Source organism: Streptomyces sp. F63, from assembly GCF_018070345.1.
Lineage (GTDB): Bacteria > Actinomycetota > Actinomycetes > Streptomycetales > Streptomycetaceae > Streptomyces.
On sequence record NZ_JAGPXX010000001.1, the window covers coordinates 233,401 to 258,190 of the forward strand.

General features: G+C 75.0%; 19 protein-coding genes and 1 pseudogene. 3 read left to right on the forward strand and 17 right to left on the reverse strand.

The window, feature by feature from the left end; all coding sequences use genetic code 11:
* Positions 1-12: 12 nt before the first annotated feature.
* On the reverse strand, positions 13-894 hold the full coding sequence (locus tag KBZ10_RS01070; protein WP_210985523.1) for a carbon-nitrogen family hydrolase: 882 nt from the start codon (positions 892-894) through the stop codon (positions 13-15).
* Between the two features lie 149 nt (positions 895-1,043).
* Between KBZ10_RS01070 and KBZ10_RS01075 the strand changes: the two genes are divergently transcribed.
* On the forward strand, positions 1,044-1,871 hold the full coding sequence (locus tag KBZ10_RS01075; protein ID WP_210985524.1) for a maleylpyruvate isomerase family mycothiol-dependent enzyme: 828 nt from the start codon (positions 1,044-1,046) through the stop codon (positions 1,869-1,871).
* A 276-nt stretch (positions 1,872-2,147) separates the two neighbouring features.
* Here KBZ10_RS01075 and KBZ10_RS01080 read toward each other — a convergent pair whose 3' ends face one another.
* From KBZ10_RS01080 to pdhA (KBZ10_RS01100), 5 genes are all read right to left on the reverse strand, one after another.
* Positions 2,148-3,515, reverse strand: coding sequence for a nitrate/nitrite transporter (locus KBZ10_RS01080; protein ID WP_210985525.1), 1,368 nt, complete (start codon positions 3,513-3,515; stop codon positions 2,148-2,150).
* Entirely contained in the window at positions 3,512-4,207 is a 696-nt protein-coding gene (locus tag KBZ10_RS01085; RefSeq protein ID WP_210985526.1) for a GntR family transcriptional regulator, read from the reverse strand. The genes KBZ10_RS01080 and KBZ10_RS01085 overlap by 4 nt, the downstream gene beginning before the upstream one ends.
* Before the next feature lie 163 nt (positions 4,208-4,370).
* On the reverse strand, positions 4,371-5,840 hold the full coding sequence (locus tag KBZ10_RS01090; RefSeq protein ID WP_210985527.1) for a dihydrolipoamide acetyltransferase family protein: 1,470 nt from the start codon (positions 5,838-5,840) through the stop codon (positions 4,371-4,373).
* Positions 5,841-5,859: 19 nt separating this feature from the next.
* Entirely contained in the window at positions 5,860-6,849 is a 990-nt protein-coding gene (locus tag KBZ10_RS01095) for an alpha-ketoacid dehydrogenase subunit beta (protein WP_210985528.1), read from the reverse strand.
* A gap of 1 nt (position 6,850) precedes the next feature.
* The gene (pdhA, locus tag KBZ10_RS01100; protein ID WP_210985529.1) at positions 6,851-8,017 is read right to left on the reverse strand and encodes a pyruvate dehydrogenase (acetyl-transferring) E1 component subunit alpha; all 1,167 of its coding nucleotides are present in this window, start codon (positions 8,015-8,017) and stop codon (positions 6,851-6,853) included.
* A 553-nt stretch (positions 8,018-8,570) separates the two neighbouring features.
* On the opposite strand from pdhA (KBZ10_RS01100), the gene KBZ10_RS01105 reads away from it, so the two are divergent.
* Positions 8,571-9,629, forward strand: coding sequence for a phosphotransferase (locus KBZ10_RS01105; protein WP_210985749.1), 1,059 nt, complete (start codon positions 8,571-8,573; stop codon positions 9,627-9,629).
* 131 nt (positions 9,630-9,760) lie between these two features.
* Here the strand turns inward: KBZ10_RS01105 and KBZ10_RS01110 are convergent, their stop codons facing one another.
* On the reverse strand, positions 9,761-11,392 hold the full coding sequence (locus tag KBZ10_RS01110) for a protein kinase (protein WP_210985530.1): 1,632 nt from the start codon (positions 11,390-11,392) through the stop codon (positions 9,761-9,763).
* Positions 11,393-11,751: 359 nt separating this feature from the next.
* Here KBZ10_RS01110 and KBZ10_RS01115 point away from each other — a divergent pair, with 359 nt between their 5' ends.
* Positions 11,752-13,497: a protein kinase gene (locus KBZ10_RS01115; protein WP_210985531.1), complete on the forward strand. Its 1,746-nt coding sequence runs from the start codon at positions 11,752-11,754 to the stop codon at positions 13,495-13,497.
* A 192-nt stretch (positions 13,498-13,689) separates the two neighbouring features.
* Here the strand turns inward: KBZ10_RS01115 and KBZ10_RS01120 are convergent, their stop codons facing one another.
* From KBZ10_RS01120 to pdhA (KBZ10_RS01160), 10 genes and pseudogenes are all read right to left on the reverse strand, one after another.
* Entirely contained in the window at positions 13,690-14,265 is a 576-nt protein-coding gene (locus KBZ10_RS01120; RefSeq protein ID WP_210985532.1) for a bacterial proteasome activator family protein, read from the reverse strand.
* 99 nt (positions 14,266-14,364) lie between these two features.
* Entirely contained in the window at positions 14,365-14,973 is a 609-nt protein-coding gene (locus tag KBZ10_RS01125; protein WP_210985533.1) for a hypothetical protein, read from the reverse strand.
* A gap of 145 nt (positions 14,974-15,118) precedes the next feature.
* Entirely contained in the window at positions 15,119-16,096 is a 978-nt protein-coding gene (locus KBZ10_RS01130; protein WP_210985750.1) for an NAD(P)H-quinone oxidoreductase, read from the reverse strand.
* A 16-nt stretch (positions 16,097-16,112) separates the two neighbouring features.
* A complete protein-coding gene (locus KBZ10_RS01135) occupies positions 16,113-17,207 on the reverse strand; it encodes a TrkA family potassium uptake protein (RefSeq protein WP_210985534.1) in 1,095 nt (364 codons plus the stop codon).
* Entirely contained in the window at positions 17,204-19,228 is a 2,025-nt protein-coding gene (locus tag KBZ10_RS01140; RefSeq protein ID WP_210985535.1) for a molybdopterin molybdotransferase MoeA, read from the reverse strand. The genes KBZ10_RS01135 and KBZ10_RS01140 overlap by 4 nt, the downstream gene beginning before the upstream one ends.
* Positions 19,225-20,007, reverse strand: coding sequence for a DUF6457 domain-containing protein (locus KBZ10_RS30430; RefSeq protein WP_374223290.1), 783 nt, complete (start codon positions 20,005-20,007; stop codon positions 19,225-19,227). The genes KBZ10_RS01140 and KBZ10_RS30430 overlap by 4 nt, the downstream gene beginning before the upstream one ends.
* 144 nt (positions 20,008-20,151) lie before the next feature.
* Positions 20,152-20,442 (reverse strand): annotated as a pseudogene (locus tag KBZ10_RS30435) (NTP transferase domain-containing protein); the annotation flags it as partial.
* Between the two features lie 265 nt (positions 20,443-20,707).
* Positions 20,708-22,402: a dihydrolipoamide acetyltransferase family protein gene (locus KBZ10_RS01150; RefSeq protein WP_210985537.1), complete on the reverse strand. Its 1,695-nt coding sequence runs from the start codon at positions 22,400-22,402 to the stop codon at positions 20,708-20,710.
* Positions 22,402-23,397: an alpha-ketoacid dehydrogenase subunit beta gene (locus KBZ10_RS01155; RefSeq protein ID WP_210985751.1), complete on the reverse strand. Its 996-nt coding sequence runs from the start codon at positions 23,395-23,397 to the stop codon at positions 22,402-22,404. Before KBZ10_RS01155 ends, KBZ10_RS01150 begins: the two co-directional genes overlap by 1 nt.
* Before the next feature lie 53 nt (positions 23,398-23,450).
* On the reverse strand, positions 23,451-24,614 hold the full coding sequence (gene pdhA, locus KBZ10_RS01160) for a pyruvate dehydrogenase (acetyl-transferring) E1 component subunit alpha (RefSeq protein WP_210985538.1): 1,164 nt from the start codon (positions 24,612-24,614) through the stop codon (positions 23,451-23,453).
* Positions 24,615-24,790 lie beyond the last annotated feature (176 nt).

Below are 24,790 nucleotides of genomic sequence, written 5' to 3' on the forward strand. Positions count from 1 at the left end.
TGCGTACCCCGCTCAGGCGTCCCGCGCGCCCGGCCGTGGGTCCGGCAGGCCGAGGACTCGGTCGCGGAGGACGGGGAAGTCGGCGCGGGTCTTCGCGACGCGGGAGAGGTCGAGGTCGGCGGTGAGGATCTCCTCGTCCTCGCCGGCCTCGGCGATCACCTCGCCCCAGGGGTCGATGATCCGGCTGTGCCCGGCCTGTTCGACGCCGCCGTGCGTGCCGGCGGAGCAGCAGGCGAGGACGTACGCCTGGTTCTCGACGGCGCGGGCGCGGGCCAGCAGGGTCCAGTGCTCCCGGCGGCGGGCGGGCCAGCCGGCGGGGATGACGAGGAGTTCGGCTCCGGCGTCGGTGAGCCGGCGGAACTGCTCGGGGAAGCGCAGGTCGTAGCAGGTGGCCAGGCCGGCCACGGTCCCGGGCTCGGTGTCGGTGTCGGTGTCGGGTCCGGTCTCCGTCTCCGTCCCGGCCACGGTCCCCGTCCCGCTGTCGGGGAGGCGGACGGTGGCGATCTCCTCGCCGCCGCCCATCATGGCGGCCTCGCCCTTGTCGAAGCCGAAGCGGTGGATCTTGCGGTACGAGGCGCGGAGGCCGCCGTCCGGGCCGAGGACGACGGAGGTGTTGTAAAGGGTGCCGTCGGGGGCGCGTTCGACGACGGACCCGGCGTGCAGCCAGACCGAAGCATCGGCCGCGGCGGCGGCCATGGCGGTGACGGTGGGGCCGTCGAGTGTCTCGGCGTACTCCTCGAAGAGGTCGTAGGCGAAGGCGCCGGTGGGCCAGAGTTCGGGGAGGACGACCAGGCCGGAGCCGGCCTGGTCCCGGACGAGCGCGGCCACCCGTTCCCGGCGCGCTTCGACCGTTTCCTCCGCATTGACGGCAATCTGCAGCAGGGAGGCGCGCACGGTACCACCACTCTCGGCCTTCGGCCCGCAGCGACGGGCCTACGATCGTCACACGAAAGCACTGCCGGTGTGCCCACGCGCAGCGTAACTTAACTGCGTGAGCCGGTGGCTCAAGCACCCAGCCCGCGTACGAACCGCCGAGGGGTCACGTGACCGTCCACCCAAGCCTGCAGCCCTACATCGACGCCTGGACCCACTCCATCGAGGCGATCTCCGAGCTGGTGACGCCGCTCGTCGAGGGTGAGTGGAACCGCGCGACCGCCTGTCCCGGCTGGTCCGTGCGGGACGTCGTCTCCCATGTGATCGGAGTGGAGTGCGAGATGCTGGGCGATCCCCGGCCGATCCACACGCTGCCGCGCGATCTGTACCACGTGACGGACGAGCTGACCCGCTACATGGAGGTCCAGGTCGATGTGCGGCGCTGCCACACGGGGCCGGAGATGACCGCCGAGCTGGAGTACACAATCATCCGCCGCTCGCGGCAGCTCCGCAACGAGGGCCGCGACCCCGGCACGAAGGTCCGGGGGCCGCTGGGCGGCGCGGAGCTGACGCTGGAACGCTGCCTGCAGCTGCGGGCGTTCGACGTCTGGGTGCACGAGCAGGATCTGCGCCGGGCGCTGCGGCAGCCGGGTCATCTGGATTCGCCGGGTGCGCTGGTGGCCCGTGACCTGCTGCTGGAGGGGCTGCCGAAGGTCGTCGCCAAGGACGCGGGCGCCCCGCCGAACACGGCCGTGGTGATCGACGTGCACGGGCCGGTGGAGTTCATGCGCACGGTGCGGGTGGATGCGCAGGGCCGGGGCTCCGTCAGCGGCAGCCCGTCACTGGGGCCGGCGGTGACGCTCACCCTGGACTGGGAGACGTACGTTCTGCTGGCCTGCGGCCGGGTCAAGCCGGCGGCGGTGGCGGACCGGATCAAGACGGAGGGCGACCAGAAGCTCGCCGAGGCCATCCTGCGGAACTTCTCGACGACGCCGTAGGGAAGCCGAAGCCGCAGGGGTCGCGGGTGCGCGCGGCCGCCGCGGGCCCGGCCGGGCCCGCCTGTGCCGTTCCGGACCGCCCGTTCCCCGGTCAGCCGTTCACCGGGACCCCGGGCCCCGGGCCCCGGGGTCCCGGGTCCCCCCACCTCCGTACCGTCTTCCGTCGTTCCGTCCGGACCGCGGCCCCACCCGCGGTCCGTGACCTCCGGGGCGGATGCCGGCGCGGTCCGCCGACCGCTCCCCGCTCCCCGCTCCCGCCACTCGGCTGAGGTCCCGTCAGCCCTGGCGTACGGCCGGCACGTGCAGCGTCTCCACCCGGCTGGCGACGGTCCGCTCCCGCTCCCGCCGGTCCGCCCGCCCCCGCAGCCGCAGGATCTGCGCGACGCCCAGCGCCTGCAGGACGAACACGGAGGCGAAGGCGGCGCGGTAGTTGTCCCCGGTCGCGTCCAGCAGCACGCCGATGGCCAGCAGCGTCGTCATGGAGGCGGTGAAGCCGCCCATGTTGACGATGCCGGAGGCGGTGCCGATGCGCTCCGGCGGGTTGGCCGGGCGGGCGAAGTCGAAGCCGATCATCGAGGCGGGGCCGCAGAGTCCCAGCACCAGGCTGAGCGCGACGAGCAGCCACGCCGGTGCCGTGCCCGGCCAGGCCAGCGTGGTGCCCCAGAGGAGGGCGGTCAGGCCGATCGTGCCGAGCGCGAGCGGCATCCGGGCCCCGTGGTGCCGGGCGATGAGCTGCCCGTAGACGAGGCCGACGGCCATGTTGGAGAGCACCACCAGGGTCAGCAGTTCCCCGGCCTCCTCCCGGGACCTCCCCTGGGCCTCGACCAGGAACGGCATCCCCCACAGCAACAGGTAGACCATGCCCGGGAACTGGGTGGTGAAGTGCACCCACATACCCAGCCGGGTGCCGGGCTCGCGCCAGGCGTCGGCGATCTGCCGGCCGACACCGAAGCGCGGCGCCGGCGTCCTGCCCGTCCCCTTCCCGGCGCCGGGTTCCGGGGCGGGGGCGCCGCCCTCCGGGTGGTCCTTGAGGAAGACGAGCACCAGGGCGAGCACCGCCACGCCGCCGGCCGCGCTGCCCGCGAAGGCCGGGGTCCAGCCGAAGGCGCCGAGCAGCCGGGCCAGCACCAGCGTGGAGAGCAGATTGCCGGCCATCCCGATCAGCGCCGCCACCTGGGCGATCAGCGGGCCGCGGCGGGCGGGGAACCATCGGGAGCCCAGCCGCAGCACGCTGATGAACGTCATGGCGTCACCGCAGCCGAGCAGCGCCCGCGCGGCCAGGGCCATGGCGTAGGAGTCGGAGAGGCCGAAGCCGAACTGGCCGGTGGTGAAGAGGGAGATGCCGAGGATGAGGACGCGCTTGGTGCCCAGCCGGTCGACGAGCAGACCCACCGGTATCTGCATCCCCGCGTAGACCAGGAGCTGGAGGATGCTGAAGGTCGACAGCGCGGAGGCGCTCACCCCGAACCGGTCCGCGGCGTCGAGCCCGGCCACCCCGAGGCTGGTGCGGTAGGCGACGGCCAGGAAGTAGACCAGGACCCCGATACCCCAGACGAAGGCGGCCCGCCCGCCGCCGCGGGGGTCGGGCACGGCGGAGCCGGGGAAGGCGGACGCGGGGCCGCCGGAAGACGCCGCGGAGCTCACCGGCCATCGCCTCCGGCCAGCTCCCGCACCCGGCCGATATGCCCGCTCACGGCCGCGGCGGCCGCGTCGGCGTCCCCCGCGCGCAGGGCGCGCAGGATCTCGGTGTGCTCGGCGATGTTCTTGGCGATGCGGTCGGGGTGGGCGTGCATCACGGCCACACCCATCCGCAGCTGCCGGTCGCGCAGTTGGTCGTAGAGGCGCTCCAGGATGAGATTGCCGGCGTTGCGCACGATCTCGGCGTGGAAGCAGCGGTCGCTGACGGAGAAGGCGGGCAGGTCGCCGGCGGACGCGTGGCGCCGCTGCTCGTCGAGGAGTTCCTCCAGCCGCTCCAGCAGGCGCGGGCTCGCGGGGACGGCCCGGCGGGCGGCGTGCTCCTCGACGAGCAGGCGGGTCTCGACCACGTCGCGGATCTCCTGCGCGGAGACCGGCAGCACCAGGGCGCCCTTCTTCGGGTAGAGCTTGAGCAGCCCTTCGGCCTCCAGCCGCAGCAGGGCCTCGCGCACCGGGGTCCGGGAGACGCCCGTGGCCTCGGCGAGATGGCCCTCGGTGAGCAGCGCGCCGCCCTCGTAACGGCGGTCCAGGACGGCCTGCTTGACGTGGGCGTAGACCCGCTCGGCGGCGGGCGGCCGCTTGCCGGGGACGGTGCCGGGAGCGGTGCCGGGAGCGGTGCCGGGGGTGAGGGCGGACAGCATGGACACAGCTTAGATACAAGAGATGAACGGCTTCGGAGCGGTCCGGGATGCGGACGGGACGGGCGGCTGAACGCCCGGAAGCCCGGACGCGCGTGGCGTCCGGGCTTCCGGGGTCGAGCACTGCGGGGCCGGGCCGGTCCGGCCCGGGGCCGTCAGGCCGTGGTCAGGCCCAGGTGATGAGCCGCTTGGGGTGCTCCAGGATCGCCGCGGTGTCCGCGAGGACCTTCGAGCCCAGCTCACCGTCGACCAGCCGGTGGTCGAAGGACAGGCCGAGGGTCGTCACCTGACGCGGCTTGACCTTGCCCTTGTGCACCCACGGGCGCTCCTTCACCGCGCCGAAGGCGAGGATCGCGGACTCGCCGGGGTTGAGGATCGGCGTACCGGTGTCGACGCCGAAGACGCCGACGTTGGTGATGGTGACCGTGCCGCCCTGCATGGCCGCCGGGGAGGTCTTCCCCTCCCGGGCGGTGGCCACCAGCTCGCCCAGCGCCCGCGCGAGCTCCGGCAGGGTCTTGGCGTGCGCGTCCTTGATGTTCGGCACCATCAGACCGCGCGGAGTGGCCGCGGCGATGCCGAGGTTGACGTACTCCTTGTACACGATCTCCTGGCCGGCCTCGTCCCAGGCCGCGTTGATCTCCGGGTTCCGCCTGATCGCGACCAGCAGCGCCTTGGCGACCAGCAGCAGCGGGTTGACCCGCAGCCCGGCCATCTCCGGGTCCTGCTTGAGCTCCTGGACGAGCTTCATCGTCCGCGTCACGTCGACGGTGATGAACTCCGTGACGTGCGGGGCGGTGAAGGCGCTGCCGGTCACCGCCTGGGCGGTGGCCTTCCGCACGCCCTTGATCGGCACCCGGGTCTCGCGTCCGCCGGCGGGCGCGGACACGGGCGCGGCGGCCGGTGCGGCGGGAGCGGGGGCCGGGGCCGTCTCCGGCGGCGCCGCCGGAGGGGCCGTCGCCGCGGCGGCCGCGGCGGCGGCGTGCACGTCCTCGCGGGTCACGATGGAGTCCGGGCCGGTCGGGACGACCGAGGCCAGATCGACGCCGAGGTCCTTGGCGAGCTTGCGGACCGGCGGCTTCGCGAGCGGCCGGGCGGCCTCCGGGGCACCGGCCGGCGGGGCCTGCGCCGGAACGGCGGCCGGGGGCTCCGCGGCGGGCACGACCGGCCCGCCGTTGGCCTGCCCGGCACCGGCACCGGCACCCGGCTGCGGCTTGCGCGCGCGGCGCTTGGTGGACGCGGCGGAGACGCCGTAGCCCACCAGCACCGGCTGCCGCTCCTGGGGCTGCTCCGGCTCGGCGGGGGCCGCCGGCTCCGCGGCCGGGGCGGGGGCCGCCTCCGCCGCGGGCGCGGCACCGCCGTCGTCGTCGCCGTCACCACCCGGCCGGGTGTCGACGGTGATGAAGACGGCGCCGACGTCGACCGTCGCCCCCTCCTCGAAGTGCAGTTCGCGCACCACGCCGTCGAAGGGGATGGGCAGTTCCACGGCCGCCTTGGCGGTCTCGACCTCGCAGACGGTCTGCCCGTCGGACACGGTGTCGCCGGGTGCCACGTACCACTTGAGGATCTCGGCCTCGGTGAGTCCCTCGCCCACGTCGGGCATCCGGAACTCGCGGAAGCGCTGGGAAGTCGCTGTCATCGTCACTTTCCCCGTCCCTTCAGTACGCCAGAGCGCGGTCGACGGAGTCGAGCACCCGGTCCAGGCCGGGCAGGTACTCCTCCTCCAGCCTGGCCGGCGGGTACGGCGCGTGGTATCCGCCCACGCGCAGCACCGGGGCCTCCAGGTGGTAGAAGCACCGCTCGGTGATCCGGGCGGCGATCTCCGATCCCGTACCCAGGAATACCGGAGCCTCGTGCACGACGACCAGCCGCCCGGTCTTCTCCACCGAGCGCTGGACCGCGTCGAAGTCGATCGGGGACATCGAGCGGAGGTCGAGGACCTCCAGCGACTTGCCCTCCTCCGCCGCCGCGGCCGCGGCCTCCAGGCAGACCTTCACCATCGGGCCGTAGGCGACGAGGGTGAGGTCGGTGCCCTCGCGGACGGTGACGGCCTCGTGCAGCGGGCCGGGGACGGCGGCGGTGTCCACCTCGCCCTTGTCCCAGTAGCGCCGCTTGGGCTCGAAGAAGATGACCGGGTCGTCGCTGCGGATCGCCTGCTGCATCATCCAGTAGGCGTCCGAGGCGTTCGACGGGGAGACGCACTTGAGCCCGGCGACGTGCGCGAACAGCGCCTCCGGCGACTCGCTGTGGTGTTCCACCGCGCCGATGCCGCCGCCGTAGGGGATGCGGATGACCACGGGCAGCTTGATCTTGCCGAGGGCCCGCGCGTGCATCTTGGCGAGCTGGGTGACGATCTGGTCGTACGCGGGGAAGACGAACCCGTCGAACTGGATCTCCACGACGGGGCGGTAGCCGCGCAGCGCCATGCCGATGGCGGTGCCGACGATGCCGGACTCGGCGAGCGGGGTGTCGATGACCCGGTCCTCGCCGAAGTCCTTCTGCAGGCCGTCGGTGACGCGGAAGACGCCGCCGAGCTTGCCGACGTCCTCGCCCATGACCAGGACCTTGGCGTCGTCCTCCATGGCCTTGCGGAGGGATTCGTTGATCGCCTTGGCGATGGGAAGCTTCATGATCTTCTCGGCGGCCATGTCAGTTGCCCTCCTCGGCGAAGGACGCCTGGTAGGCGGCGAACTGCGCGCGTTCCTCGTCGACCAGGGCGTGGCCGTCCGCGTAGATGTGCTCGAAGATCGCCGTGGTGTCGGGGTCCGGCATCAGCCGGATCGCCTCGCGCACATGGCGGCCCAGTTCCTCGCTCTCCTGGTCCAGCGCGGCGAGGAACGCCGCGTCGGCGATGCCCTCGGCCTCCAGGTAGGCGCGCAGCCGCAGGATCGGGTCCTTGGCCTCCCAGGCCTCCCGCTCCTCGTCCCGCCGGTACTTGGTCGGGTCGTCGGAGGTGGTGTGGGCGCCCATGCGGTAGGTGAACGCCTCGACGAGGGTCGGGCCCTCGCCGCGGCGGGCGCGCTCCAGCGCGGAGCGGGTGACGGCGAGGCAGGCCAGGACGTCGTTGCCGTCGACCCGGACGCCGGGGAAGCCGTAGCCCTGGGCGCGCTGGTACAGCGGGACGCGGGTCTGCTTCTCGGTGGGCTCGGAGATGGCCCACTGGTTGTTCTGGCAGAAGAAGACCACCGGAGCGTTGTAGACCGCTGAGAAGGTGAACGCCTCGGCCACGTCGCCCTGGCTGCTCGCGCCGTCGCCGAAGTAGGCGATCACGGCGGAGTCGGCGCCGTCCTTGGCCACGCCCATGGCGTAGCCGGTGGCGTGCAGCGCCTGGGAGCCGATGACGATCGTGTAGAGGTGGAAGTTGTTGCCCGTCGGGTCCCAGCCGCCGTTGTTCACGCCGCGGAACATGCCCAGCAGGTTGGTCGGGTCCACGCCCCGGCACCAGGCGACGCCGTGCTCGCGGTAGGTGGGGAAGACGTAGTCGTCGTCCCGCAGGGCGCGGCCGGAGCCGATCTGCGCGGCCTCCTGGCCCAGCAGGGAGGCCCACAGGCCCAGCTCGCCCTGGCGCTGGAGCGCGGTGGCCTCGGCGTCGAAGCGGCGGGTCAGCACCATGTCCCGGTACAGCCCGCGCAGCTCCTCCGGGCCGAGGTCGATGGAGTACTCGGGGTGCTCGACGCGCTTGCCCTCGGGCGTCAGTAGCTGTACGAGCTCGGGCTGCCCGGCGGTGTCCGGTGCCCCCGCCGGTGGCTTCTTGGCGCCGGCGCGCTTCGCTGTGGTGCGGCGTGGCTTGCGCCCCGCGGTGCTCTCCACGGTCACGGTGTGCTCCTCCGTCTGTCCGGCCCCCGGGGTCGCCGGTGGCCCAGTAGGTCCCCTTGCCGACGGCAGGGGGGGCTCACCCGATTCGAACGGCGCACGGGGTGGGTGCGGCTGCCGGACCGGGCGTGACAGGCGCCCGGATCTGGCCGCAGGACGCACGTTACCCAGTGGCCCGCATTCCTGCGAAACCCCCTCTGACCTGGGATTTTGCTTGGATTTCCAAGTAAATCGGGTAGGTCGGGGAACACCACTGGTCACAGCCCTGCGACAGCCGGGACTACGGCACGTTAACCCGGGGGGCAAGAGCACGGGAAGAGTTCGCGGGGATAAGCCGGAGCGAGAGCCCGTCTTATTGAGGCCCCGGTTCCGGATCGGGTACGCAGCGTGATCTAACATTTGACGAGTGCCGCGCTCATCCGTTGCCCCCGCTCCGCCGGATCCCGTCCCGGACCCCCTCCAGGGCCCCGTCACCCCGGCGGCAGCCCTCTCTCCGGCGGTCCGGCCGGGCAGCGGTCCCGGCAGCCCCGGCGCGGAGACCCCCGGCGCGGGCACCCTGGCCGTCCTGCTGCGCCGCTACGGGCTCGGCGAGGCGCTGTCCTGCGAACGGGTGACGCAGGGCCTGCTCAACCGCGGCTACGCCCTGGTCACCACCCGCGGCCGCTTCTTCCTCAAACACCATCTCGACGGCGACAGCCCCGCCATCTCCCGCCAGCACCGCGCGACCGCCCGGCTCGCGGCGCTCGGCCTGCCCGCCGTTCCGCCGCTGGCCGACACCGGCGGATCCACCGTCGCCGTCACCGGGGGGCGCTGCTTCGCCCTGCACCCCTGGATCGACGGCCGGCACCGCTACGGGGCCCAGCTCACCCGCGGCGAATGCGGACAGCTCGGCGAACTCCTCGGCCGGGTGCACACCGCGCTGGAACGGACCATGCCGCCCGCGCCGCGCGCGGCACCGGGGGCGGGCGGCACCGCGCCCGGCGACCGCCTCCGCTTACCCGGCCAGCGCCGACCCGCCTCCCCCACCAGCCCGCCCGCCCTGGCCAGCGCCGACCCCGCCGACACCTACGCCCTGATCGAGGAGCTCCTGGCCCGCGCCCGCCGCCGCCCGCAGCGCGACGCCTTCGACGAACTCGCCGAGCACCGGCTCACCGAGCGGCGCGCCCTGCTCGGCCGCCACGCCCACCGGCGCCCCCGGCCGGGTGCCGAGCCCGCCGCGGGCTGGGTGCACGGCGACTTCCATCCGCTGAACCTCCTCTACCGGGGCACCGAACCGGCCGCGATCGTCGACTGGGACCGGCTGAGCGTCCAGCCGCGCGCCGAGGAGGCCGTACGGGCCGCGGCGATCTTCTTCGTCCGTCCCCGCGGCCCCCTCGCCCTGCCCAAGGTCCGCTGCTACGCGCGCGGCTACCGGCGGGCCTCCGGAGCGGCCCCGGGCGAACTGGCCGCGGCCGTCCACCGGGTGTGGTGGGAACGGCTGAACGACTTCTGGATGCTGCGCTGGCGCTACGAACTGCGCGACCCGCGCGCCGACGCCCAGTTCCCCGCGGCGGCGGCCCTGGCCGTGTGGTGGACCGAGCACTACGACGCGGTACGGGACGCCTTCACCACCTGAGGGCCGGGGAACCGGCCGGGGCGGACGGCCCCCGGAACGACGGCGGCCCCTCCGTGCCGGAGGGAGCTCCGGTGCGAAGGGGCCTGCTCACCGCTGCGGCCACGGGAAAGCCGGACAGGGGAACCGGGGGATCAGCCCTCGGCCGCCCCTCCCGTCGTCACGCCCTCGTCGGTCCCGCCGACACCGCCCGGGTCGCCGCCGGCACCGCCCGGGTCGCCCGTGTCGCCACCGGGATCCCCGGTGGCGCCGGGGTCGCTGCCCGGGTCACTCGGGGTGCTCTCGGACGGAGGCGCCGAAGGGGACTCGGGCGGGGCGCTGGTGGTCGTCTCACCGGCGGTCGGATCCTGGGACGGGGTGTACTCGCCGCTCGGCTGTTCGGGCGTGTAGTCCTGGTCCTGGCCGCCGGTGCCGGGCGCCGTCTCCGGGTCCTGGGTGGCCTCGCCCTCCGGCGACTGCGACCTCTCGGTGTCGTCCTGGCTCCGGGAGGCGGTCGGCGACGGCTTCTGGTCCGGCTCCTTGCCGCCACCGCCCCAGTCGAGCGCGAAGACGATCCCCACTGCCATGGCGACCGCCGCCAGCGCCGCCACGAGCAGCAGCGGGCCGCGGCCCCGGCCGGAGCCGCCCCGGCCCCCGTCATAGCGGGTGCCGTCGAAGCCGCCGTCGTCGCCCCGCGGGGGACCCAGCAGCGGGGCGGGGATCTGCGAGGTGTCACCGCCCGCCGGCATCATGGCGGTCGCGCCGGCGGCCGGGCCGGCCGTCGGGGCGGCGCCCGCCGCGGCGACGGTGCCGGTGTCCCAGCTGCCGGTGTGGCCGCCGTGCTCGGTCAGCATCTGCAGGGCGTACTGCGCCAGCCCGCGCATCTCCTCGGCCGTCTGGAACCGGTCGTCCGGATCCTTGGCCAGCGAGCGCATCACCAGCCCGTCCAGCTCCGGCGGCACGGAGTCCGACACCCGGGACGGCGGCACCGGCATGTCCTGGACGTGCTGGTAGACCACCGACAGCGGGCTCTCGCCGGTGAACGGCGGGCGGTGCGCCAGCAGTTCGTAGAGCAGGCAGCCGGTGGCGTACAGGTCGGAGCGGGTGTCCACGGTCTTGCCGAGGGCCTGTTCCGGCGAGAGGTACTGCGGGGTGCCCATGACCATGCCGGTCTGCGTCATCGTGGACTGCGCGCCGTGCAGCGCACGGGCGATGCCGAAGTCCATGACCTTGACCGCGCCCGTGTTGGTGATGATCACGTTCGCGGGCTTGATGTCGCGGTGCACGATGCCGTGGTGGTGGCTGTAGGCCAGCGCCTCCAGCACCCCGGAGACGATGATCAGTGCCTGGTCCGGCGGCGGCGCCTCGGAGTCGATCAGCAGATCCCGGATCGTCCGGCCCTCGACGAGCTCCATGACGATGTAGGGGACGGTGCTTCCGCCGATCACGTCCTCGCCGGAGTCGTAGACCGCGACGACCGCGTGGTGGTTGAGGCCCGCGACCGACTGGGCCTCGCGCGTGAAGCGGGCCTTCGAGACCGGGTCCTCCGCGAGATCGGAGCGCAGCAGCTTCACCGCGACGGTGCGGCCGAGCCGTACGTCCTCGGCGGCGAAGACCTCCGCCATGCCACCGCGGCCGAGCCGGTGGGTCAGGCGGTAGCGCCCGTCCCCGACCAGTCCGCCGTCGCCCCACAGCTCGGGGGAGTCACCGGGGCCGCCGTTCCCGTTCCCGTTGCCGCCGTTCGCCGGTTCGGATTCGGACGGGCCCCCGGAGCGCGTCTGTGCCATCAGTCCTCGCCGTAGTCATCTGTCCGCTGTGCGCGGTCCGGGTCCCCCTCGTCGAATCCCCTGCCGCCGGCTCGGGACCCTGGGGTCTTCCGGGAGGCACGCTACAGCCTCCGCACGGCGCGCCGTCCCCCGGTGGACAGACCATCCAATCCGCTGAGGGGGTGCGGAGGCAAATCCCGGGTCCGTCCGTGGGGATGCTGTAACGCTTCCCGAACTCTTCTCGCCCATCCGGTCACGGAACGGGCACCCGGCTTGACGTGGCCGACCCCTGCGGCAGACTTGGCCGGTAATCACGGTTGTTCGAGCAGCCGGCCGGGGCCCGCATCCACACGGCCGTCCGCACAGGGGGAGTCAGTCACATGAGCGAGGACGGCGGGCAGGGCCGCTACGAGGGGCGCTCGGTCGCGGGCGGGCGGTACCGGCTGCGCGACCTCCTCGGCGCGGGCGGAATGGCCTCCGTGCACCTGGCGTACGACACGGTGCTGGACCGGCAGGTGGCCATCAAGGTCCTGCACACCGAGCTGGGCCGCGAGGAGGCGTTCCGCGAGCGGTTCCGGCGCGAGGCGCAGTCGGTCGCCAAACTCTCCCACACCAACATCGTCTCCGTGTTCGACACCGGCGAGGACACCCTCTCCGATGCCGAGGGCGGCGGCAAGATGCCCTACATCGTCATGGAGTACGTGGAGGGGCGCCCGCTGCGCTCCGTGCTCGACGACGACATCGCCCGGTACGGCGCGATGCCCGCCGACAAGGCCCTGCGGATCGCGGGCGACGTGCTGGCGGCCCTTGAGGTCAGCCACGAGATGGGCCTGGTCCACCGGGACATCAAGCCGGGCAACGTCATGATGAACAAGCGCGACGTGGTCAAGGTCATGGACTTCGGCATCGCGCGGGCCATGCAGTCCGGCGTCACGTCGATGACGCAGACCGGCATGGTCGTCGGCACCCCCCAGTACCTCTCGCCGGAGCAGGCGCTGGGGCGCGGCGTCGACGCCCGCTCCGACCTCTACTCGGTCGGCATCCTGCTCTTCGAACTGCTCACCGGGCAGCTGCCGTTCGACGCCGATTCGCCGCTGGCCATCGCCTACGCGCATGTGCAGGAGGAGCCGCCCGTCCCGTCGTCCGTCAACCGCTCCCTGCCCCCGGCGGTGGACGCGCTCATCGCCCGGGCGCTGAAGAAGAACCCGAACGAGCGCTTCCCCACGGCGGAGGCGATGCGCGCCGAGTGCGCGCGGGTGGCGTCCGCGGGCCAGACCGGCGCCGCCCCGGCGATCAGCGACGGCTGGGCGGGAGCGCGGAACAGCGGTGCGGGGGTGGGCTCGGCCGTCTTCCCGCCGCTGGACCAGCAGAACCCCGCCGCGTACGCGCAGGGTGCGCAGGGCGTGCCGGGCGCGCAGACCCCGTACCAGCCGTCGCCCGTACCGGGCTCCCCGGGGCCGGGCGGCTTCGGTCCCTCCACTCCGCCGCCGCCCAGCTACCCGATGGGCCGGCAGGGCTATCCGACGCCCTCCCCGTACGGGCCCTCCGGCCCGGCCGCACCGTACAGCCTCTCGCCGCAGCCCGGCGGGGGCGGTACGGCCGGCACGGGCGGCACGGGCGGCGGCAGGAGCACCATGCCGTTCCTGGTGGGCGCCCTCGTCGTGGGCCTGCTGGCCGTGGGCGGTCTGATCACGGCCCTGGTCCTCAACAACGGCGCCGATGACGGCGGCGACAAGCAGCAGGCCGGCAGCGGGCAGACCGGGCCGGCGGACCCGTCGGCCGGCGGGACCGCCGACGCCGAGGGCGGCGAGGGCGGCGAAGCCGCTCCGGTCAAGGAGGTCCCGGAGGACAAGAGCCGGACGATCGACCCGGAGAAGTGCACCGACGCCTACGAGCACTACGACGACAAGGACGCGGTGACCATGCCCGATCTGCGCTTCCGCCACATCGCGTCGGTGAAGGACTGCATGAACGAGGCGGGCTGGAAGTACAACGACCTCGAGTACGAGGACTCCTCCATCTGGGGGAAGAACGCCGTTCTGGAGCAGATCCCCCGCAAGGGCGAGCCGTTCGACCCGGACAAGGACACGATCACGCTGACGGTCGCCACGGGCAAGCCCGAATAGGCGGCCTCCGGCCCCGGCCCCGGCCCGGCGCGAGCGCGGGGCCCCGGGCGCGGAGCCGGCGACGACGGCCGGGGCCCGGCACGCGGCGTGCGATGCGCGCCGTGCGTGCCGGGCCCCGGCCGTTGCCGTTCACCGGCCCGGGCGCTCCCCGCGGAGCATCGGTCCGGCCGTGTCCGCGGGGCGCCCGGCCCATCAGAGGTACGGGCCGGAGCGGGCGCCGCCGCCGGGCCGGCCGGCCTCCTCCTCCTCGTTCTCGGGCTCGGGCAGGTGGACTCCCGGGGGCAGCGCGCGGCGCATCTGCTCCAGCTGGGCTCGGGCCGCCATCTGCTGGGCGAAGAGAGCGGTCTGGATGCCGTGGAAGAGGCCCTCCAGCCAGCCGACCAGCTGCGCCTGGGCGATGCGCAGCTCCGCCTCGGTGGGCACCGCGTCGTCGGTGAACGGCAGCGAGAGCCGCTCCAGTTCCTCCACCAGCTCCGGGGCGAGGCCGTCCTCCAACTCCTTGACGGAGCTGGCGTGGATCTCCTTGAGCCGTACCCGGCTCGCCTCGTCGAGAGGAGCCGCCCGGACCTCTTCCAGCAGTTGCTTGATCATGCTGCCGATGCGCATGACCTTGGCGGGCTGTTCGACCATCTCCGTCAGGGGGGTCTCGCGGGACTCGTCCTGCTCCTCCCCGCCACCGGAAGCGGCGCTTCCGAGAGCCATCCCGTCCGGTCCCACGACCAGGACATGGGAGCTCTCCTGCGACCGTTCATTCCTCGGCTTCTCCATGCCGCCATTCTCGCGCACGCGCCCCGGGACCGGCGGGGAGGGGCGCGGAGAGACGATCGTCACAGACCGCCGCGGGTGGTAGGCGGTCCGGCCGCGGCCTCAGCCGCGGCGGCGCAGCCGGAAGCCGAAGTAACCGAGCCCCAGACCGAAGAGGACCAGACCGGTGCCGAACGGCAGCACCCGCGCCGCCGGTCGGCCGTCCGGCACGGCGGCCGGGGTGCCGGACCCGGCGTCGGATCCGGATCCGGGTCCCTGGTCCGCGGCCCCACCCGTGCCGTCCGGCTCCGCACCGCCGCCCGGCTCCCTCCCGGGCGTGCCCGGCCCGCCGGGGCTCCGCCCGTACGGAAGCGGGTCGTACGGCCGTGGCTCGTCCGCGTGCCCGTACGGGAAGACGTCCGGGCGCTGCCCTTCGTCCGGGCGCTGCCCTTCGTCCGGCCCCGTCCCGTGGTCCCGCGCGGGTGGCGCCCACGGGGCGGGGTCACCGGGCGGGATGCGGTCCGGGAGGGCGGCCCGGCCCGGCCGGGTGCGGCCCACGGCCGCCCGCCGTCCCGCCGGGGTGTCGGCCCCGCGCCGGGCGGTGGGGGAGGCCGCGGCCCGCGGTTCCGCGTCCCCGGAGAGGTGGTCGTGCAGGAGGACGAGGGGCGCGGGAACGAGCACCACGGCTGCCAGCAGTCCCGACGCGAGCCGTGAGCGGAACACCGGAGTCACGCTCGGCCCCCTTCCCGGACCGGAACGGTTGGAGTGTCCAGCGTCACACGGGGGGCCTTTACCGGCATCCCGGCGGTGCGGCATCCCGGCGGTCCGGCATCCCGGCGGTCCGGCGTCCCGCGGCTCTCCGGGCGGAGGCGCGCCGCTACGGCACCAGCAGGATCTTGCCGACGTGGCCGCCGGCCTCCAGCACCCGGTGCGCCTCGGCGGCGTCCCGCATCGGCAGCGTGCGGTCCACGACCGGCCGCACCCGGCCGGCGGCGATCAGCGGCCACACGTGCTCGCGCACGGCCGCGACGATCGACGCCTTCTCCGCCTCCGGGCGGGCGCGCAGTGAGGTGGCGGTGACGGCCGCCCGCTTCGACAGCAGGGCGTTCAGGTTGAGTTCTCCCTTGACACCGCCCTGCAGGCCGATGATGGCGAGCCGGCCGTTGACCGCGAGGGCCTTCACGTTCCGGTCCAGGTACTTGGCGCCGATGATGTCCAGGATGACGTCGGCCCCCGCGCCCTCGGTGGCCTTGCGCAGCTCCTGGACGAAGTCCTGCTCGCGGTAGTCGATCAGGATGTCCGCGCCCAGCTCCCGGCAGCGCTCCAGCTTCTCCGGGCTGCCCGCGGTGACCGCGACCCGGGCGCCGGCCGCCTTCGCCAGCTGGACCGCCATGGTCCCGATGCCGCTCGCCCCGCCGTGCACCAGCAGGGTGTCGCCGGGCCGGAGGTGGGCGATCATGAAGACGTTGGACCAGACCGTGCAGGCGGCCTCCGGCAGGGCCGCGGCCGTCACCGCGTCGACGCCCTCCGGCAGCGGCAGCAGTTGCCCGGCCGGCACGGCCACCTTCTCCGCGTAACCGCCGCCCGAGAGCAGCGCGCACACCTCGTCGCCGATGGACCAGCCGGCGACTCCCGGGCCCAGCGCCGCGATCCGCCCGGAGCACTCCAGTCCGGGATACGGCGAGGCGCCCCGCGGCGGGTCGTAGTAGCCCTGGCGCTGAAGGACGTCGGCGCGGTTGACGGCACTGGCGGCCACCTCGACCAGCACCTCCCCCTCAGCGGGTACGGGATCCGGGACCGGGGCCCACACCAGGGCCTCGGGTCCGCCGGGTTCGGGGATGGTGATCGCGTGAATGGACATGTCCGCGAGGCTACTCCCGCGGACGGCGGTCCTCCGGCTCCGCGGTCTGCCCGCGGGGGCGGGCCCGGACGATGGTGATGAGGCGGTCGGTGGAGCGCAGCGGGCCGGCGGTCGGGTCGTCGTACGCCAGCAGCCGGTGCCCGCGGAGGACGGAGACCACCAGGTCCTCCGTCTCCCGCACGGAACGGCCCACTTCGGCCTTGACCACCGGGCGCTCGACGATGTCGAGCCCGCTGCCCTGCTGGATGAGGTCCTCCATGACCATGCCCGCGCTGGGGCTGAGGGAGGAGAGGCCGAGCAGCCGGCCGGCGGCGCTGGCGCTGGTGATCACGGCATCGGCCCCGGACTGGCGCAGCAGCGGCGCGTTCTCCTCCTCCCGCACGGCCGCCACGATCTTCGCCGCCCGGTTCATCTGACGGGCCGTCAGAGTGACGAGGACGGCGGTGTCGTCGCGCTGGGTGGCGATGATGATCTGGCGGGCCTTCTGCGCCTCGGCGCGCAGCAGGACGTCACTGCGGGTGGCGTCCCCGATCACGCCCACGAAGCCCTCGGCGTTGGCCGAGTCGATCACCTTGCTGCTCGGGTCGACGATGACGACCTGGTCCTTCGGCAGCCCTTTGGCGTTCAGGGTCTGCACGGCCGACCGCCCCTTGGTGCCGAAGCCGATGATGACGGTGTGGTCGCGCAAGTGGGTCCTCCAGCGGGCCAGCCGCCACTCCTCACGGGTGCGCTCCGTGAGGACCTCCAGGGTCGTGCCGACCAGGATGATCAGGAACATCACCCGCAGCGGCGTCACCACCAGGACGTTGACGAGCCGGGCGCCGTCGCTGGCCGGGATGATGTCGCCGTAGCCGGTGGTGGAGAGGGTGACGGTGGCGTAGTAGACGGCGTCGAGAAAGTCGACGTTCTTGTCGGTGTTGTCGGTGTAGCCCTCGCGGTCCAGGTAGACGATCAGCACGGTGGTCAGCAGGACCAGCAGCGCCAGCAGCAGCCGCTGCGCCACCTGGCGCAGCGGGTGCACGGCGATGCGGCGCGGCAGCTGGATGCGGAAGCCGGTGGCGTCCGGGGCGTCCCGTGCGGCGATGTCGTAACTGGGCAGCTTCACTCGGTTTCCCCCTCGAACCAGGGGAGTTCGAGAATCTCCGCCATGGATCCGTCCTCGGCGCCGCCCGGCGGGACGACGGCGAGCCCGTCGGCGGCGGCGATCCCGCGGAGCATAGCCGGTCCGTTGAAGCGCAACGGCACCGCCCGGTGGCCGGCCCCCGCGCCAGTGCGCGCGGCGGTCCCGGCGCCGGTCCCATGGGTGCCCGCGCCGCGGCCGCCGGAGTGTCCGGGCCGCGCGGAACGGCCGGGCGGGTACGCGGCCGGAGCGCCCGTCCGGCGCACCACGGGCACCAGCCGGGTGTCCCGGGGGTGGCCCGGGGCGCCCCCGGCCAGCGGGACGTACGCGGCGGCGCGCGGCGCGCGGCCGGAGAGCGCGCGGAGCAGCGGCTCGACGAGCGTCAGCAGCCCCGAGACGGCGGCGAGGGGGTTGCCGGGCAGACCGACGAGGTGCCGGCCGGGCGCGAGCCGGGCCAGCAGCATGGGGTGCCCGGGGCGCACGGCGACGCCGTCCACCAGCACGTCCGCCCCGGCCCGGCGGAGCACGGGGTGCACATGGTCGACCGGGCCGGCGGCCGTACCGCCGGTGGTGACGACCAGGTCGGCGTCCGACGCGGTGACCGCGGTGTGCAGCACTCCGGCGTCGTCGCCGAGCCGGTGCGTCCCGGTGACCTCCGCGCCCAGCGCCTCCAGCCAGGGGCCGAGCATCGGGCCGAGCGCGTCCCGGATGCGGCCGTCACGGGGAAGCCCTGAGTGCAGCAGCTCGTCACCGAGCACCAGCACCTCCACGCGCGGGCGGCGCACCGTCCGCAGCTCGTCGTAGCCCGCGGCGGCGGCGAGACCGAGCACGGCGGGGGTGACGGCCGTCCCGGCCGCCAGCAGCCGGTCGCCGCTGCGGCACTCCTGGCCGCGCGGGCGGATGTCCTGGCCGGGCACGACGGTACGGCCGCCGGCCGTGTGCAGCCAGGCGTCGCCGGGTGCGGGCGTTCCCGCGTCCGGGGCGCTGGTGGAGGGTGCGCCGGTGGGGTGGCCGGTGGGGTGGCCGGTGGGGTGGCCGGCGTCGGCCCGGTTCCGGTCCGCTCCACGAGGGCCGGCGGGCCGGCGGTCCTCTCCGCCGCTGCCGCCGCCGTCCCCGGCACCGTGCTCCGGGACGCCGTCCGGAACGCCGCCCTCCCGGCCCGGGCCGGAACCGGAGCCGCGGGCCGGGCGCCGGCGGATCTCGCCGTACTCGCTGCGGAGCACGCCGGTGGTGCCCGGCGGCACCCGCGCCCCCGTCGCGATGCGGACCGCGTGACCGTCCTCCAGCGGGACGAGACCGTCGTCCCCGGCCAGGACCCCCGGCTCGCCGGTGGCGATCCGCCAGGGGCCCGGGCCGGACACGGCCCAGCCGTCCATGGCGGAGGAGTCGAAGGACGGCAGATCGGTGAGCGCGGTGAGCGGCTCGGCGAGCACCGTGCCCAGCGCTTCCGGCAGGTGACGGACCTCCGGGCCCAGCGGGCCGCGCACCGCACGGGCGGCGGTGGCACGGGCCTCGGACCAGGGCATGGCTCCGTGCCGGTGCCCGCGGCGTTCCCCCGGTGGTGCCGGGGCGCCCGGTCCTCCGCCACGGCTCGCCGGGGTCTCCGGGGGGCCGTAACGGCCCGGCTGCTCGTGGGTGCGGGCGTGCCCGTGCCCACGTCCGTCATCCGGCCGGCCGCCGTCATCCGGCCCGGACGGCCGGGTGCCGGACGCCCCTTCGGGGTGCTCCTCACCGTTGATCCGGTCCCACGGGTCCCAGGCGTCGTCCTCCCCGGCCGGCGGTCCCGCAAGGGTCACGCCGCTCGGCCCGCCGCTCGGCCCGGCGGGCGGACCGGCGAGCGGACCGGCGGATCTCCCGGGGGACGCGCCGGCGGCCGGCAGCTCCGGCTCCCCGGCGGACCCGGCCGCCGAACGCGGTGACGGCGGGCCGTCGTTGGCGATCGCCAGGGCCTCGTCGACCTCCCGGTCGGCACCGGCGGCGCCTCGGTCCGCTCCCCGGTGTGTCATTCCGTGGTCTTCCCCGGGTCCTTGCCCGCCTCCTCGGCCCAGCGCGCGGCCAGTGCCGCCGCCCGGCGGACGTTGGCCAGTACCTGCTCGGAGCCGCCGCCGGAGTGGCCGGCCGCGTACCCCACCAGGAAAGTGGTCAGCGGGGCGGCGGGCCGCGCCACCCCGTGGGCGGCGTCACGCGCGAGATCGAGGAGCGCGGCGGTGTCCACGTCCAGTTCGATGCCGAGTTCCTGCTTGACTTCGGAAATCCATTCGTCCAACACCCGCCCATGGTCCCTGATGCGGGCCCGTGCCGCGGCAAGGTGGTCCCAGGTGTCGCAGTCGAAGGCCGCGGCGGGGTCGGGGGCCGGCAGGCGGCGGAGCGACAGGCCGGCGGTGAGCAGGCGCAGCGGGAGGTGCGCGAGGCCGCCGTGTTCGGCCGCGATCAGGGCCAGTTCACGGCGCAGCGGTTCGGTGCGGTAGACGGCGACGAGGGGCTGGTCCCGGCCGTCGGCGTCGGTGAGCAGCACACCGTCGGGGCGGACCGGGAGCGCCGGGCCGGCCGGGCGGTGCACGGTCTCCGGGCGGCGGGCCCCGGCGGGCGGCCGCGCGACGGCGGAAGAGACGGATCCCGCCGGGCCCGACCGGCCGCGGCCACCCGGCGACCCGACGGCACCGGCACCGAGGCCCGCACCGGCAGCGCCGCCCGAGACCGCGGAAACGCCGGCCTCACCGGGGCCATCGGTGAGCCCCGGCCCGGGGGCACCGGCGGATCCGCCCCGGCCCGTGCCGGTCTCCACTCGCTCGCCGGTGTCCGCGTCCACGTCCGTGTCCGTGTCCGTGTCCGTTTTCGTCTCCGTCTCCGTGCCGGCGCCCGCACCGGTGTCCGGGTGCGGCGCGTCGAGGGCGGTGAGCAGAGCCCGTACGGTGTCCGCCGTCAGAAACGGGAGATCGGCGGAGAGCGCGAGCACGACGGGGGCACCGGCCAGGCGGACCCCCGCGTTGAGCGCGGCCAGGGGCCCGCCGCCCGGCGGCTGCTCGAACGTCCAGCGCACGGGCCGTACGGTCGGGCGCCGCGCACCGACGACGACCGTCTCGGCCGCGTCCGCGCAGGCGTTCAGCACCCGGTCCAGCAGGGGGCGGCCGCCGACCCGCAGCCCCGGTTTGTCGGCGCCGCCCAGCCGCTTCGCGGCTCCGCCGGCCAGCACCACGGCGTCGTACACCAGCACAGTCATGCCCCGAGTATCACCGGGCCCCGGCCGGCCCGGGCAACCGGCCGCCCGCCGGGGCGCCGTCCCGCCCGCGCCCGTGGGCCGCCCCGGGAAGGGCGGCCACGCGGGCCGCACCGGCGGCGGATGCCGGGCCGCCCCGGTCACCGGACCCGCACGGCCACACCGGACCGGCCGGACCCGGCACGAGCCGGGCGGCTCCGTGCCGGGCCGGCCCGGGCCGGGGCGTCCGTGCCGGGCCGGCCCGGGCCGGGGCGTCCGGGCCGGGCGGTCAGAGAGTGCGCAGGAGCAGGGCCGGCTGCTCTATGCAGTCGGCGACGTAGCGGAGGAAGCCGCCGGCCGTGCCGCCGTCGCAGACCCGGTGGTCGAAGGTGAACGACAGCTGCACGACCTGCCGTACGGCCAGCTCTCCACGGTGCACCCAGGGCTTGGGGGCGATCCGGCCGACGCCGAGCATGGCCGCCTCCGGGTGGTTGATGATCGGTGTGGAGCCGTCGACGCCGAAGACGCCGTAGTTGTTGAGGGTGAAGGTCCCCCCGGTCAGCTCGGCGGGGGTGAGCCGGCCCGCGCGGGCGGCCTCCGTGAGCCGGGCGAACTCCTCCGACAGCGCGGCCGCTCCGAGGGTGTGGGCATCCCGGATCACCGGCACCATCAGGCCCCGGTCCGTCTGCGCCGCGAAGCCCAGGTGCACGGCCGGGAGCCGGACCACCTCGCGGGCCGCGGTGTCCACGGTGGAGTTCAGCTCCGGGTACTCGGCGAGGGCCGCCGTGCAGATCCGGGCCAGCAGTGCCGGCAGCGACACCTTGGGGCGGCCGGGGGTGTTCATGGCCGCCCGCGCCGCCAGCAGTTCGGTGGCGTCGGCATCGACCCATGTCGTGGCGTCGGGGATCTCGCTGCGGCTGCGGGACAGCTTGTCGGCGACGGCCCCCCGGACGCCGCGCAGCGGGATCCGCTCGGAGCGCAGGCCCCGCCCGGCCGCCGCGACGGCCGTCGGCGGGGTCCCCGTAGGGGCCGCGGAGGACCGTGCGGTCCCCGTCGGTCCTCCGGTGTCCCCGCGCCCGGGAGCATCGGCCGCGGCCGTCCGCCCGGCCGCGGAGACCGGCGCCTCCGGACCCGTGGCGGGCGCGGCCGGGCCGGGCCGCTCGGCAGCCCGCCGCACCGCGCTCTCGACGTCGGCGCGGAGGATCAGCCCCTCGGGGCCCGAGCCCGTCAACTGCCGCAGATCGAGGCCGTTCTGCCGGGCCAGCCGGCGCACCAGCGGCGAGATGACGGCCACCGGGCCGTCCCGCCGCTCCGTCCCGGGAGGCGCTCCGTCCGCGCCACCGGCACGGACGGTGCCGGGGGCGGCGGACGCTCCACTGCCGGGGGCCGCGGCCGGGCCGGGACCGGCCGTGGTGCCCGGACCGATCTCCACGCCCGGCTCGCGGAAGCCCGCCCCGCCGGGCCCGACCCGGCCGGAACCCGCTCCGGCGCGGGAGCCGTTCCGGGAGCGGGCGTCTCCCGGAGCCGCCGGGGCGCGGCCCGCTCCCGCGGTGCCGCGGCCGCCGAGACCCGTGGGACGGACCCGGCGGCGGCGCGCGGGCGGCGCGCCCGTGCCGTACCCGACGAGGACGTTGCCGGATCCTTCACCGGCCGCCCCGTCCACCGCCGCGGCGGGCGGGCGGGAGTCCTCCGGCCCCGGGCCACCGGAGCCGGCCGCGGCGCCCTCCGCCGCGGAAGCGGCGCCCACGGCGACCGTCAGCAGCGCCGCACCGACCGGGAGTTCCGTGCCCTCCTCGCCGAAACGGCCCGTCACCACCCCCGCGTAGGGGCAGGGGACCTCCACCATCGCCTTGGCCGTCTCGACCTCGACGACGGGCTGGTCGACGGAGACGACGTCGCCCACCTCCACCAGCCAGCGGACGATCTCCGCCTCGGTCAGTCCCTCGCCCAGGTCGGGCAGCGCGAATTCCCGGACGGCGGCCATCAGCGGTCCCCCTCGCGGCCGGGGAAGTCCGCCTCCCACTGGAGCCGGGCCACCGCGTCGAGGACGCGGTCGACACCGGGCAGATGGTGCTTCTCCAGCATGGGCGGCGGATACGGGATGTCGAATCCGGTGACGCGGAGCACCGGGGCCTCCAGATGGTGGAAGCAGCGCTCGGTGACCCGGGCGGCGATCTCCGCGCCGGGGCCGGCGAACCCGGTGGCCTCGTGCACCACGACGGCCCGGCCGGTGCGGCGGACGGAGGCGGTCACCGTCTCGTCGTCGAACGGCACCAGGGTGCGCAGGTCGACGACCTCCAGCTCCCAGCCCTCCGCACGGGCCGCCTCGGCCGCCTCCAGGCAGACGGGCACGGACGGCCCGTAGGAGATCAGCGTCGCCGAGCGGCCGGTGCGGCGGACCGCGGCGCGGCCGATGGGGGCGACGGGCTCCGGGGACTCCGGGGTCCAGTCGGCCTTGGACCAGTAGAGCCGCTTCGGCTCCAGGAAGACCACCGGGTCGTCGGAGGCGATGGAGGCGCGGAGCAGCCCGTAGGCGTCGGCGACCGTCGCGGGGGTGACGACGTGGAGGCCGGGGGTGGCCATGTAGTACGCCTCGGAGGAGTCGCTGTGGTGCTCGACCCCGCCGATGCCGCCGCCGTACGGCACCCGCACGGTGATGGGCAGCGGCATGGCACCGCGGGTGCGGTTCCGCATCTTCGCGACGTGGCTGAGCAGTTGCTCGAAGGCGGGATAGGCGAAGGCGTCGAACTGCATCTCGACGACCGGCCGCAGCCCGTACATCGCCATGCCGACGGCCGTGCCGAGGATGCCGGCCTCCGCCAGCGGGGTGTCGGTGCAGCGGTCGTCGCCGAACTCGGCGGTCAGGCCGTCGGTGATCCGGAAGACACCGCCCAGGGTGCCGACGTCCTCGCCGAGGACGTGCACCGCGGGGTCGGCGGCCATGGCATCGCGCAGCGCGCGGTTGAGGGCCTGCGCCATGGTGGCGGGCTTGCGGGTGGTCGTGGCCGGCTTCTCGGCGGCCGGTGCGGTGGTCACCGGTGGTCCTCCCCCGTCTGCTCCGTCTGCTCCGTCTCCTCGGCGGCGTCCAGTTCGGCGCGCAGCTGCTCCGCCTGCTCGCGCAGCTGCGTGGTGCGCCGGGCGTAGACGTGCTCGAAGAGGTCCATGGGCTCCGGCACCGGGTCCTCGTTCATCCGGGCCCGCAGGCCGGCGGCCATCTCCTCGGCCGCCTCCCGCGCGGCCGCCACGTCCTCGTCGCCGAGGTGCCCCGCCTCCCGCAGTTCGCGCTCCAGCAGCGCTATCGGATCGTGGGCGCGCCACACCTCGACCTCCTCCGCCTCCCGGTACCGGGTCGCGTCGTCGGCGTTGGTGTGCGCCTCCATGCGGTAGGTGACGGCCTCGACGAGGGTGGGCCCGCCGCCGGCGCGGGCGCGCCGCACCGCCTCGTCCAGGACGGTGTGGACGGCGGCGACGTCGTTGCCGTCGACCAGGCGGCCGGGGATGCCGTAACCGACGCCCTTGTGCGCCAGGGAGGGCGCCGCGGTCTGCTTGGCGAGCGGTACGGAGATGGCGAAGCCGTTGTTCTGGACGAGGAAGACGACCGGGGCCTGCCAGACCGCGGCGAAGTTCAGCGCCTCGTGGAAGTCGCCCTCGCTGGTGCCGCCGTCCCCCACCATGGCGAGCGCCACGACGTCGTCCCCCCTGAGGCGGGCGGCGTGCGCGAGGCCCACGGCGTGCGGGAGCTGGGTGGCCAGCGGGGTGGAGAGCGGGGCCACCCGGTGCTCACGGGGGTCGTAGCCGGTGTGCCAGTCGCCGCGCAGCAGGGTGAGGGCCTGGACGGGATCGAGCCCGCGGGCCACGGCGGCCAGGGTGTCGCGGTAGCTGGGGAAGAGCCAGTCGCGCTCCGCCAGGACCTCGCCGGCGGCCACCTCGCACGCCTCCTGGCCGGTGCTGGACGGGTAGACGGCGAGCCGGCCCTGCCGGGTGAGCGCGGTGGCCTGCGTGTTGTAGCGGCGGCCGCGCACCAGGGCGGCGTAGAGGCGCTTCAGCAGCGCCGGGTCGGCGTCGCGGGCCGCGGGCGTGCCGAGTACGCGGAACGGTTCCCGGTCCGGCAGCAGGGGAGCCGGATCGGTGCGGGGCCGCCAGGCGGGCGGCGGGACCGGCCGGGGGGACGCGGCGGTCTGCTGCAGGACCGTCATGGACGTACACCTCCTGGACTGCCCCGGCGGGGTGCGCCGGGGGGCGGGGGCTTCGGAACGCGGAGCGGGGTGGACTCCCCTACCGATTGTTCGGTCCATCGGCACAGTTTGGCTACAGGCGGCCCCAGCCTGTGGACAAACGGTTTTCCACAGCGTGGGATGTGCACAGGACGTCC

What these genes read in the sequence shown, in the direction of transcription:
- KBZ10_RS01155 (WP_210985751.1), bottom strand. Translation starts at nt 23,397, where the DNA reads ATGGCGCAGGCCCTCAACCGCGCGCTGCGCGATGCCATGGCCGCCGAC.
- KBZ10_RS01150 (WP_210985537.1), bottom strand. Translation starts at nt 22,402, where the DNA reads ATGGCCGCCGTCCGGGAATTCGCGCTGCCCGACCTGGGCGAGGGACTG.
- KBZ10_RS01090 (WP_210985527.1), bottom strand. Translation starts at nt 5,840, where the DNA reads ATGACAGCGACTTCCCAGCGCTTCCGCGAGTTCCGGATGCCCGACGTG.
- pdhA (WP_210985538.1), bottom strand. Translation starts at nt 24,614, where the DNA reads ATGACGGTCCTGCAGCAGACCGCCGCGTCCCCCCGGCCGGTCCCGCCG.
- KBZ10_RS01115 (WP_210985531.1), top strand. Translation starts at nt 11,752, where the DNA reads ATGAGCGAGGACGGCGGGCAGGGCCGCTACGAGGGGCGCTCGGTCGCG.
- KBZ10_RS01085 (WP_210985526.1), bottom strand. Translation starts at nt 4,207, where the DNA reads ATGCTGTCCGCCCTCACCCCCGGCACCGCTCCCGGCACCGCTCCCGGC.
- KBZ10_RS01140 (WP_210985535.1), bottom strand. Translation starts at nt 19,228, where the DNA reads ATGACACACCGGGGAGCGGACCGAGGCGCCGCCGGTGCCGACCGGGAG.
- KBZ10_RS01120 (WP_210985532.1), bottom strand. Translation starts at nt 14,265, where the DNA reads ATGGAGAAGCCGAGGAATGAACGGTCGCAGGAGAGCTCCCATGTCCTG.
- KBZ10_RS01110 (WP_210985530.1), bottom strand. Translation starts at nt 11,392, where the DNA reads ATGGCACAGACGCGCTCCGGGGGCCCGTCCGAATCCGAACCGGCGAAC.
- KBZ10_RS01095 (WP_210985528.1), bottom strand. Translation starts at nt 6,849, where the DNA reads ATGGCCGCCGAGAAGATCATGAAGCTTCCCATCGCCAAGGCGATCAAC.